Below are 13,277 nucleotides of genomic sequence, written 5' to 3' on the forward strand. Positions count from 1 at the left end.
CTTTGATCTAACACTACAATACTTAAAGGACACTATTCTTTGCTCGGAGCTTTCATCCATTCATTATCTGACAATGAAATAACAACGATAAACATGTTCCCCTGAGTCTTATTTGTAATAATTCCTTCATATTTTTCCACAACAGTCACAACACTCTTCATTCCCCAACCATGATGCTTTGTTTTGATTTTTGAACTTTTCCAAATATGTCCTTGTATCTGATATTCTTCCAAAAATGTATTTTCTAACTTTATAAACATCATCTGTTTAATCTTTTTAATAGTAAGCTTAATCATCCGATCCCCTTCTTGGATTTTCTCACAAGCTTCAATTGCATTATCTAAAATATTAGCTAGAATAGTCACCATATCATTATCTGCAATTTTCAATACAATAGGAACGTCGATTTCGATTTCATAAGAAATGTTTTCCTTTATCATTAGCTCTATTTTTCGATTGAGTAAAAGGTTGATTACACTATTTGAAGTAAATTCTTTCTGATAATAAGTTTCCAAAATAGGTTCAGAAATATTCGTGATATATTCCAGAGCTTTTTTAGTTTCCTCTTGCTCTATCATATTATGTAAAACCAACAAATGATTATTCAAATCATGATAAACTTTAGCATTAGCCTCATAAATTTCTCTAACTCTGTTAAAATTTTCTTGAGACATCTCCCGCTTTAACTCAATTCTCTCTTTTTCTTCTTCTTTTTCATAATACGTCATGCAAAGTATTATCAAAAAGAGGGTCAAAACCCCCAAAACAAAGAATCCTAATTGATTTGGAAGGAGTTCCTCATTGATATATTCAAATGAATGTTTTGAATATAATAAAAGAATAGTCATAATTGCCACCGAAAACAAAAAAAGTGCCATATAGTATTTAATGAAAAATTTTGTTCCTATTTTGGGAATAGCCAACCTATAGATCAGAGGTAAAAGTAAAAAAGAGATACCATGAAGCATATATACGAAAAAAACAGTTGTTTCGTAGTTATTTGATCTTATGGTTACCAACCACTTACTTAAAAATATTCCAAAACTATTATAAATAGTAACAATCAAAAAATGAACTGATATGGCCCCAATAATATATCTCAACTTCGTATCAAATAAATTCATAGATGTAACTACAATATATAGTATAGAAAAAAGAAGCGTCAAAATATTTGGAAGAAGCAGTAAATTAAATATATGAATAATAACTACTAATAAAATAGAAAAACAAAATACATATTGGATCTTTTTAAATTTTCCAAGTACTCTAATCGGAAAAATGAACATAAGCATTCGATAACCCACAAGTAATGAAATAAAAACAGTTATAAAATTAATGTTAAAAAAAGTCATAGTAAATGTCCTTCCCAGAACAAATTAATTCTGTATTTCAATCCCTTTAAATGGTTTCTACTTACTAATATTATTTCTCCATTTACTAAAACAGCTGATCCATTTTCAATTTTTACAATATACAATAAATTAACAATAATTCCTTTATCAATATAGATAAATTCTGAAGCGTTTAATTCAGAATAGACTGCTGCTAAGGCTTTTCTAACTTTTATAGAATCATTTTCAGTCATAAAAACTGTATTTTTTCCCTCTTTATAGATATACATAATATCATTCAAAGGAATTTTTTGAAATCTGTTTTTAGTTTGTACTAGATAATATTCCTTAATTTCTAAATTGATTGTTTTGATCGCATCCTTCACAGCAATTGGTAACTTTTCAGCGATTTTATTTTTGGGTATATATCTAAAAATAGCCAACTCAAAAGAGTCAATAGCGTACTCCAAATGAGAAGTAATGAATATAATGAGTACATTGGGATTTTTTTTCCTTACAAATCTGGCAATTTCCAACCCATTTATATTAGGCATTTCAATATCTAATAAAATTAAATCATAAACTTTTTCTTCATGATTAAATAGAAATACCTCTCCTGAACCAAATACATCTATCTCTGATAAAATTTTCTGTTCCTTTAAAATTGATTTCATCAGATTATACTCTTCCCTTAAGATTTTTTCATTATCATCTACAATACTTATTTTCATTTACTATTCCCCATAAAAACATTATAAAAAGCAACAAATACAGTATACATTATATCATATGTCACATAAAAAAAACAATTTCCTCTAAAATGAATATAAAATTGATGTTATTATAAAATTAATATTATATATATATTATGCAATTCCCACTTAAGCCTACGAGAATATTTTAAGCTAATAGATGGAACAAATGTCTATGCATCCTTCTCACACTTGAATCGTCAATTCTGGTCTTACTCTTTTCTGATAAATAAAAAAGAGTAAAACATTAGTTAGCTTCTGTACGAAGTTATACGCACAGAAAAACAGCTAATGTTTCACTCCTAAACTTAAAAATATTTTAGTTTATAAAAATCTCGTAGCGTCTAATTAATCAAGAAAATCAGATAATGAGACATAATAGTCTTCCTCATCCAGTTGACTGGAACGCCCCTTTGTCTTCTTTGCAATTTGCTCAACTGTTTCCAACATAAATAATTCCTCAAGACTTAACCTAATTTTCAAATTCATCTCAAGTAAATTAATTAATCTAATCGCCTTCAATGAGTTTCCACCAATATCAAAAAAGCTGTCTGTTACACAAAATCTCTCTGTTCCAAAAACCGTTGAAAAATGATCATAAATCTGCTGTTCCCAACTATCTCTTGGCAAGATCAGCTCTTTTTCTCGAACATTAAATTCTACTTCTGGCAAAGCTTTCATATCTATTTTTCCATTAATGGTTATTGGGAACTGTTCCATAAAGACAAAACTCTGAGGTATCATAAATTCTGGTAATTTTTCCATCAAATTTATTTTTATTCTATCAACATCAAGTTTGTCAGTTGTAATTAGATAGGCACTCAAATAATTGAACCCATTTTTTTGATTCAATCTTACCAATGCATTTTTTACTCCATCAATACATCTCAATACATTTTCGATCTCATTAAGCTCTATCCGATAACCATTTAATTTCACTTGATTGTCCATTCTACCAAGATAAATTAAATCGCCTTCAGCAGTCCACTTGACCAAATCTCCCGTCCGATAAATCTTTGCATTTTCTTCAGAAAATGCTAAACTGTCTTGAAATTTTTCTGACGTCAACTCTTTATTATTTAGATATCCTAGTGCTAAACCTGGTCCGGAGATGCATAGTTCTCCTGGCATACCTATTCCACAAACAGTGCCTTGTGAAAGAACTAATACACCTGTATTGGCGATTGGTTTTCCAATTGGAACAATCTCCCCAATGCTTTCTTTATTGGGGATTTCATAAAACAAAGTAAAGGTTGTCGCTTCAGTCGGTCCATAAACATTATATAGTCTCAAAGAATCTGCTTTATTTTCAAGAAATTGTCGAACGTGTCCAACTGATGTAGCCTCTCCCCCAAAATATAACTGTGTCAAATGGTTAAACAAATGCGGGTTAAGTTCTACATATTGATTAAACAACGCTGTTGTTATAAACATTGTATTGATTTTTTGTTTCTCCAAAACTTCTTCGAGACGCTCTACTGAAGACAATAGTTCTTTTTCTCCGATATATACTCTACCGCCGTTTACCAATGGTCCCCAAATTTCAAAATGTGCCGCATCAAATGATAACGAACCCATTTGAATAGTCACAATATCACTAAAATCAACATAGTTTGTATCTTTAACTAGTCTGACGATTCCTTGATGTGGTACAATTGTCCCCTTTGGATTCCCAGTAGTTCCAGATGTATAAATAATACAAGCCATATCTTCAGCTGAACATTTTACTGATTGGGTGTTGGCTGCTTTTTCCCAAAGTGGTAATTTACTCAGCTCAATCACATTAACAACTGATTCTAATGATATATGATCTTCCATACTCGGATAAAGAACACAAGACATCTTACTATCTGCTATTATATATTCTATCCTTTTTCTTGGATATTCAGGATCGATTGGGAGATACGCTGCTCCAGCTTTCAACACAGCAAGCATAGCAACGATAGAATCAGCTGTTCTCTCAGCCATAATTCCAACAATATTATTCTTTCCTATTCCGTTTGACATCAACAAAGAAGCAACCTGATTTGCTTTCCTATTCAACTCTTTATACGTTAGTTTCTGCTTGTAATCACTGATCGCTATCTGATTGGGATGTCTTTGAACCTGAATTTCAAATAGTTCTGTAACAGAATTATTTATCTTCCAGTTTGGATCATAGCCACTGAATTGATTTACAATCAACCCTCTTTCTTTTTGAGTAATGACGTTTAATTGAGAAACTAATTGACTTGAATCATTCAAAATACTTCTAATAATCGCTATCACTTGAGAAAGAATACGTGTTGATTCCTCTTTAGTATAGGTATTTGCATTCACTAATAATTCAAGTATCAATTTTTCTTTTTTATATCCAACTAGCGTTAAATCATAACTAGTTTGCTCTCTTACTTCATTTGTTGTCAATTGCAGAACATAATTGTCTTTACTTTCCTGCTCAGCATAATTCTCAAATACGACAATTGAGTGAATAAGTTCTTTCCCCAAATCGGTACATTCAGTTTGGATATCAGATAATGAAAAACTATCATATCTGCTACTTTCAATCGCTTGTTCTTGAACTTTGCTCAATAACCCTTTGATTGTTTGATCTGAATCAGCTACTATGCGAACTGGTATTGTATTTATAAATAACCCTACTGTTGTTTCAATATTTTTAGCAACTGCATCTCTACCAGAAACAATTTTTCCGAAAACAACATCTGTGGTTCCAGAATATTTTTGTAGCAAAATTCCCCATGCTGTTTCAAGCAAAGAATTGATTGTAGTGCTATTCTCTTTGCATAATCGTTCTAATGCTTTTGTTTCCTCTTTATTCAAAGCCTGTTGGGTCACTAAAACATCTGTTGTTTCCTCTTTATTGTTATTATTCTGTTGCTGGATCACCGCTGGTTGATCATACCCTTCCAACTTTCCCTTCCAATAGTCTCGCATTTGATTCTTAGAACAATCAGCTTCTTGACGGACAAAATTATCGTAATCATATCGAGTCGTCAATTCCCGTTTCAGCTGCTCTTTTGTTTTACCAGAAGCTAATTCAGAATAAAATTGGTTTAGGTCATTTATCAAAATCGAAGTACACCAGCCATCCATAATAATATGATGGAAAGTTAGAACTAATTCTGTTTTTCCGTTTTCATGATGTAACACTATTACTCTAAATAAAGAATCTTTTGCTAGATTAAAACCGCGCTCTACATCTGCGTTTAAAATATCTTCACGTTCAGATTTAGCTTTCCTAGAAAGATGAATCTCAGTAAATTCAATTGGACGCCCTTTTAAAAGTACTATTCTTGGTTCACTGACACCATGATAAGCAATATTCGTTTCTAAAATCCCATGCTTTTGTTGAAGAAGTTCAAGACTTAATTGCAAATACTCTAAAGAGCCAAGTCCTTCAACAGTGTTTACATACTGAACAACATAAGCACTAGATTTATCGTCATAAAGCTTATGGAAAAGCATGCCTTCCTGGGTACTTGTTAGTGGTGAAATCCTTTCTATCTCGCACCCTAATTCCTTATAAAATAAGGAAATTTTTTCAAACTCTTCTTGCTCCCAAACCAGCTCTCCAAAATCCGATGGTGTCTTCCAAATTTCTTTCTGATCCGTACAATGTGAAATGATAGCAAGTAGCTCTGCCTTTAAAATATCTCTAAATTCAATCATTTGCTGATCAGAGTAACCAGAATCTTTATACGTCATTGTAATTTGAAGTTTTCCTTCATTTACACCGCCATCCAATGATAATTTCGTATGAAAACTGTCTTCAGACGATACATCACGCCCATGAGCTATATGACTTTCTGAAAAATCTTCGTTCTTTTTACTGAAATGAAATTCGCCTAAATAATTAAACGTCAAATCTGGAATTACTTTATCTAGAGGAGCATTACTTAATTCGGTTAAAATACCATATCCAATGCCATGCATCGGAATTCGTCGGAGCATTTCTTTCACCGAACAGATCATCTCTGGTATATCTCCTTCTAGTTTATCCATAACAATCGGGTATGTGCTTGTAAACCAACCAACCGTCCGATCAATTTGGATATTTGGATCTATATTTTCTCGACCGTGACCCTCCATCTGAACAGCCACTTTTGTCTGTCCTGTCAAGCGATAAACACTTCTTCCCAAAGCTGTCAGCAAAAGATCATTGATCTCTGTATTATATGCTAGACTAGATTTTTTCAACAGAAGATCCGTTTGTTCTTCCGTTAACGTTAAAACAGTTGCTTCATTAAGCGTTTCTTCATCATCAGAGATATTATCTAACTGCAAATAGCCTCCTGCCACGTTTTGCTCTATTTTTTGCCAATAAGATATTTCTCGACCAATACGTTCACTACGACTATATTCACTTACGGCCAAGCTCCATTCTTTAAAAGAATGTGTTTTTTCTGGAAGATCAATCACCTTATCATTAATCAAACTATTGTATACGTATTTTAGATCTTCAATAAGAATACGCCATGAAACACCATCTATCACTAAATGATGAATAGCAATTAACAGATAATCTATCGTTTTTAGCCTGAATATCCCCACTGTAATTGGAGACCCATTTGATAATTCTATGCTAGATTGCAGTTGTTCACTAATACTATCTATTTCGATTTCAGCCTGTTCCTCTGTATAGGAAGTTAGATCGTATACCTCAATTTCCACATCTGAACACTCTTCTACAGAAAGAACAAATTGTTGATCTTTAGTGAATTTAGCTCTTAACATATCATGGTGTTTCTTCAGCTCGTCCATTGTCTGCTTCATTGCTACTTCATTTAACCTTGACGGTATTTGGAGAAGAACAGATTGGTTAAAATGATTTTTTTCTTTCCCTTCATGTTCTATAAAAGCTTTCTGAATGGCGGTAAACGGAACAATGCCAACCACTTCAGATTGATCAATGTTGTTCTTATCATCTAACCTTATCAGTGAAGCAATTTTTTTAGGTGTACGTTGTCCCATGATTATTGAAACATTGCCACTATACCCTAATTCTCTTAAATACGAAACAATTCGAATAGCTTTAATGGAGTCACCACCAAGAGCAAAGAAATCATCTACAGCACTAATTTCCTTATCCGTTCTTAACACTTCTTTAAATATTTGAATCACAGCTTTTTCTGCTTCTGTCGTTGGTAGAATAAATTCACTCGTTGACTCAAGCATTGGTTGTGGCAACGCCTTACGATCTAATTTCCCTGCATGTGAACGTGGAAATTCTTTTAATTGAACAATTGATGTGGGAATCATATAGTCTGGTAAATCAACTGATAATTGGTTTCTTATTTCTTCTGATGTTGGAGCTAGTTCTGATAGATAGTATGCACAAATTATTTTTGAGTCATTCACTATTTTAACAGCAACTACAGCATCACTAATTTCAGGAAGTGCTCGTAATCGATTTTCGATTTCGCTCAATTCTACACGGAAACCACGAATTTTAACCTGCTCATCAATCCTTCCCAAGTAATCGATATTCCCATCTTCCGTCCACCGAACCAAATCACCAGTACGATAGAGCTTACCTTCGTTTCCATAAGGAAGGCTGATAAACTTTTCTTCAGTCAATTCAGGTTGATTCAAGTATCCTCTTGTTACACTATCACCACCTATACACAATTCACCAGGTATCCCTATTCCACAAAGTTGTTTATCATTCAGAACATACAATTGAGTATTTTCAATTGCTTTTCCAATCAACACTTTCCCACTATCTCCCATATCACCAAGGTTATAATAAGTAGCACACACTGTACATTCAGTCGGTCCATATAAATTATAGATTTGATTGATCCTATTACCTACCAAATTCTTTAGTTGTAATACCAAATCATCATCTAATGCTTCGCCCGCCAAATATACTTTATCAAACAGCAACTCTTGTTTAGTATTTTGTGCATACTCTACGATTCCTCTAAATAAGCTAGGTACGATAACAACTTGTCTACCCTCGATTAATTTCAATAGACAACCTAGATCATTCTTCTCTTCCTCATTTATTAAAAGTAGAGATGCTCCATTCAACAACGTTGCAAAAATTTCCCACACTGAACCATCAAATATATAATTGAAGAATTGTAAAACTTCTGTTTTTTCACTTAACTCCATAAAATCACGCTGCCATGTAACCAAATTAAATAAATGACGTTGTTCTACCAATACACCTTTTGGTTTTCCCGAGGTTCCTGAGGTATATATAGAATAAACCAAATCGGTACTTATAGATTTTTTTTCAAGATTACCTTTCTCTCTATTTCGATATTCACTGATCGCTACAACAGGAAGATCAAATTCTAAAGATGAGTGTGAAACAATGAGTTTAGTTCCGCTATCTTGAAGCATATATTGAATTCTCTCCTTGGGAAATTCAGGATCAAGCGGTAAGTAACCAGCCCCAGATTTGAGAATGCCAAAAATTCCAGCAATCATTTCCAATGAACGATCCGCAACAATACCTACTAACTGGTTACTCTCAGCGCCCATTTCTCTTAATTTCTCTCCTAAAGCATTGGCCCAAGAATTTAACTCATGATATGTCAACTTTTGATCATCAATTTTTACAGCTACTCGGTTCGGATATTTTTTAACTGTTTCTTCAAATAATTCAATAATTGTCTGATTGGCTAACCTTTTTCTGGCTTGACTATTAAATCTTTCCAAAACAAGCTCTTTCTCTTCAATTGTCAACATTTCCAATCTGCTGACTTTTTTTTCAGGATCAGCAAGAATAGCGGCAAGCAGCATCTCTAGTCTATCTATCACCCGCTCACAATATTGTTGACTATATAGCTGACTATTATATAGTAACCTAAATTCCAAATAACCATTACCAACAATATCCAATGACAAATCATAATTAGTTTCCTCTCTAAGACCATCAAATGTCATCGTAAATGTTTCGGGAGATTCAATCTTCTTTTCTGAAAAGTTCTCAAAACCAATCAACGTTGCTACTAGATTATCAATCTGTCCAGCCTCTTTCTGAATGTCACTCAATGCACAATAATCATAATTCATACTTTCTAGTGCTTGATTCTGAACCATAGTAAGCATATTACTTACTGTTTGATCCTGTTCTATTTTTATTCGGATAGGAATTGTATTGATAAACATGCCAAGCATTTCATTAACAGTATTTAATGGTACATTTCTTCCAGAAACAATTTTTCCGAAAACAACATCCTGTTGGTTCGTATACTGCTGTAACAAAAGCCCCCAAGCTGTCTCTAACACTGTGTTCAATGTCACACTATTTTTTCGACTAAAGGTTTCTAACTTATGAAATTCCGCATCAGAGATTTTTCTACTAATCACCTGCCCTGTTTTCAGTTCCGTCGATTTCATTTCAGGCTCAAAACTAGCCTGGTTTTCATATCCTTCCAACACATTTCCCCAATAAGCCAAGGCATGTTCTTGATCTTTTTCTCTTATCAAGCGGACAAAGTCTTCAAAAGTTTCTGTTTCTTCACAAATCTGAATCTTTGAAGTACTGCCATCATTTTTTTGAAGCTCTTTATAGTAAAGCAGAAGATCATCAATCATGATCGAAGTACACCAACCATCAAGAATGATATGATGGTAGCTCAATACAAGTTTATACTTATCTACCGAATATTTAATAAGTTGTCCTCGTATTAAGGAATCCTCTTGTAAATCAAAACTTTGCTGAATATCTTCCAAACATAATTTGGCTATTAGTATTTCGCTATCTTTGTGTTCAGAAATATCTTTGTAAAGAAGTTTTGGCTTTCTTCCCTCAATAATTCCTTGTCTGAACTCATTGACTTCTTTGTAGATAATACTTGTTCGCAAAACAGGGTGTTTTTTGGAAAGTAATTCTAGTGCTTTCCTCAGGAGTTCGATATCTATTATACCTTCTATATCATAGGTATTCTGAATGAAATACATCGTTGAATCAGGTTCATTCAGCTTATGAAAAAGCATTCCTTCTTGAGTAGAAGTTAATGGATATAAACGCTTAATCCGCTGATTTTTTTTACTAAAATGTTCTTCTACTTTTCTAAATTCTTTCAACGACCAAGCTAGCTCACCTTTGTCTGATGGTGTTTCTATAATTTCATTTGCTTCAACACAATGAGTAACAAGTTCTTTCATTTCAATTGTATAAAGTTGTTGTAAACTATTGATGAACTCTTCTGAAATCCATTCTTCATCATATAATAGAGAAATATTTAAATTTTGATCAATCACAACGCAATCAACAACAAGTGGAGAGCTGAAACTATTAATTTCTGCTACCTGTTCACCATAATCAGTCTGTTTAATCTTTAAAAGGTGATTACTGTTTTCCTCTGAAAAATCTCCTAGATAGTTAAAGGTAATATCTGGTTCAATTTGTGATAGCTCTTTTTCCCCATAACATTTCAGTACACTATAACCGAACCCATGATTAGGAATTTTTCTAAAGGTCTCCTTAGTATTACAAATATCTTCTTGAAGAGAGCGTCCAATACTTTTTATCGTTACTGGATAAATCGTTGTAAACCAACCAACTGTTCGATCAATAGGAAATTTCTTACCTATACTTTCTCGACCATGACCTTCCATCAAAACTGCCAAATCACTCTTTCCTGTTAGACGATTGATTGTTCTATATAAAGCGGTCAACAATAAATCATTGATTTCTGTATTATATGTTTGGTTAGCATTCATAAGTAGATTTTGAGTCACTACAGAGTCCAACTGAAAGCTCACCACTTTAGTACGTCCTCGATCTGACTTTCTTTCGGGTAATACTAATCCTGAGTGAATATCTTTGTCTACTTGCTTCCAATATCTAGTTTCCTTTATCAATTGTTCGGAATCTCTGTATTTTTCTAACTCAAAACTCCAATTTTTAAAACTATTCGTTTTCTTAGGAAGACAAAAATTCCCGCCATTTTTTCTATTTAAATAACAAGTATTTAAATCCTCTGCAATAATTCGCCATGAAATGCCATCCACAACCAAGTGATGTATACACAATAGTAAATAATCTTCAAATTCTCCTCTAAAAATCGCAGCCTTAAGCAACTGTCCACTACTTAAATCCAGTTGCTCTTGAATCCTTCTTTCAATTGAAGCAATCTCTATTTCCGGGTCTCCTTCTCCCAGTTCTATTAGCTCAACATTAAAATCATCTTTCGTAAACAAACTACTTACTTTAATAATTTGCTCATCATTAGAAGGATAAATAGCTCTAAGCATATCATGATGTTGAACAATAGTTAAAAGTGATTCACTAATAATTTCAGGCTCCAGCCTTAGATGACTTTCAAATAGCACAGACTGATTAAAATGGTTTGGTCGCTTTAATTTTTTTTCAAAAAACTGCTTTTGTATAGGTGTTATTTGAACTTGTCCAATTACTTCTTCTTGATTAATAGCTTCGTCTTTAATTTCTTCCAGATACAGTGCAATTTTTTCCACTGTTTGTCCTTTGATTATCCCTTCAACAGAAATATCAAATCCCTTTGATCGTAAAAGAGATACCATTCGAATTGCCTTGATTGAATCACCACCATAGTCAAAAAAGTTGATTGTAACATCGATTTTTCCAATGCCTAAAACCTCTGTAAACACTTCTGCAATACACGTTTCTCGCTGTGTTTTTGGCTGATTATTTCCAGCAGTGACTTGTCGATCTGGTGAAGGCAGATTCTTTTTGTCCACTTTCCCATTAATTGTTAATGGGAATTGTTCCATGGTTATTACAAAGGTTGGAATCATATATTCTGACAAATACTCTCTCAACCAACTCTTCACTTCTTCTTCCGTGATTTTCTTGTTTGTTAGAATATACGCACAAATATTTTTCCTTCCCGAATCATTCCTCAAAATAACGACAGCATCATTGACTCCTGGTACTTCTCTAATCAGACTTTCAATTCCATCCAGTTCTATTCTGAAGCCTCTCAATTTTATTTGATTATCAATACGACCAAGATACTCGATCATTCCATCTTTATTTTTTCTTACTAAATCACCAGTTCTATAAAGGCGCTCTCCCACTTTTGTCGGATGATCTATAAATTTCTGCTGTGTCAATTCTTCACGATTTAAATAACCTCTTGCAACACCAGCTCCACCTATATACAGTTCTCCTTCCAATACTTCGGTTTCTAAATTCTCATCAGAGAAAATATAGACTTCTACTTGACTAATTGGACGTCCGATAGGAATTTTATCTGTTTTTTCTTTTTGGATTTGATAGAACAAAGCAAATGTAGTTGTTTCTGTTGGTCCATAAATATTGTAAAGTTTAAAATTATTATCTTTTTTATCTAGACATTTTTGAACATGAACAGCTGATATGCTATCACCTCCAACAAACAACTGCTTCAAACTATTAAAAATCTCAGGATCTATATCTACTAACTGATTAAATAACGCAGTTGTGATGAATAATGTGTTGATTTTATACTTTTCAATTGAGTCTCTAAAAGCTATCACATCTCCTAAAATGGATTTATCTGCTAGATGAACAGTTCCACCGTTCAATAATGCACCAAAGATTTCAAATGTTGACGCATCAAATGAAAGCGACCCCATCTGGAGAATCGAAATATCTTCAAAACTGCAGTAATTGCTCTTCTTTACCAAATTGACAATATTGCGATGTTCTACCATTACTCCTTTTGCTTTTCCAGTTGTTCCAGAAGTATAGATCAAGTAAGCTAAATCAGTGGGAGAAATCACTCTTCCTATATCCGCAGCTCCAACATTATCATTATCAAAATCTTCTAAATCTATTGACTGACTCACAAGGGATCCTGCTAAACTCAAAGATTCCTTGTGTCCCAAAATCAAATCGATTTTACTATCCTCAACCAGAGATTGCAAATGTTTTTTTGGATAAGAATTATCCAATGGTACATAAGCATAACCAGCTTTAAGAATAGCAATCAGGCCAATGATTGCAGCTATCTTTTTTTCCATAAAAATTCCAACAAAAGGGCTAATACTATCTTTCATTTTATCTGTAATAACAGCTGCAAGAACTTCTGAGCGTTGATCTAATTCTTTATAAGTAAGACTAGATTTTTTATCCGAAACAGCTAGTTGCTCTGAATGAGTCATTACATTCTCTTTAAAAACCTCAATTAAATTAAGTTGGGAATAGTCTATTGTTGGATTTGCTTGTTTCTCAATTTTATTATTCATCACTGCACTACCACTACTTTCA

At 33.1% G+C, this 13,277-nt stretch carries 3 protein-coding genes; all 3 read right to left on the reverse strand.

All coding sequences use genetic code 11. The features are described from left to right. Positions 1–32: 32 nt before the first annotated feature. The gene (locus tag BCR23_RS06620; protein WP_069634701.1) at positions 33–1,352 is read right to left on the reverse strand and encodes a sensor histidine kinase; all 1,320 of its coding nucleotides are present in this window, start codon (positions 1,350–1,352) and stop codon (positions 33–35) included. Further along, positions 1,349–2,062 carry a LytR/AlgR family response regulator transcription factor gene (locus tag BCR23_RS06625; protein ID WP_069634702.1) on the reverse strand — a complete coding sequence of 238 codons (714 nt, stop codon included), beginning with the start codon at positions 2,060–2,062 and terminating at the stop codon, positions 1,349–1,351. Before BCR23_RS06625 ends, BCR23_RS06620 begins: the two co-directional genes overlap by 4 nt. Before the next feature lie 369 nt (positions 2,063–2,431). After that, on the reverse strand, positions 2,432–13,255 hold the full coding sequence (locus BCR23_RS06630; RefSeq protein ID WP_069634703.1) for a non-ribosomal peptide synthetase: 10,824 nt from the start codon (positions 13,253–13,255) through the stop codon (positions 2,432–2,434). Positions 13,256–13,277: the final 22 nt, after the last annotated feature.

Source organism: Enterococcus quebecensis (assembly GCF_001730365.1).
GTDB classification, from domain to species: Bacteria; Bacillota; Bacilli; order Lactobacillales; family Enterococcaceae; genus Enterococcus_L; species Enterococcus_L quebecensis.

Coding starts and splice junctions, on each gene's coding strand:
- BCR23_RS06620 (WP_069634701.1), bottom strand. CDS start 1,352: ATGACTTTTTTTAACATTAATTTTATAACTGTTTTTATTTCATTACTT.
- BCR23_RS06625 (WP_069634702.1), bottom strand. CDS start 2,062: ATGAAAATAAGTATTGTAGATGATAATGAAAAAATCTTAAGGGAAGAG.
- BCR23_RS06630 (WP_069634703.1), bottom strand. CDS start 13,255: ATGAATAATAAAATTGAGAAACAAGCAAATCCAACAATAGACTATTCC.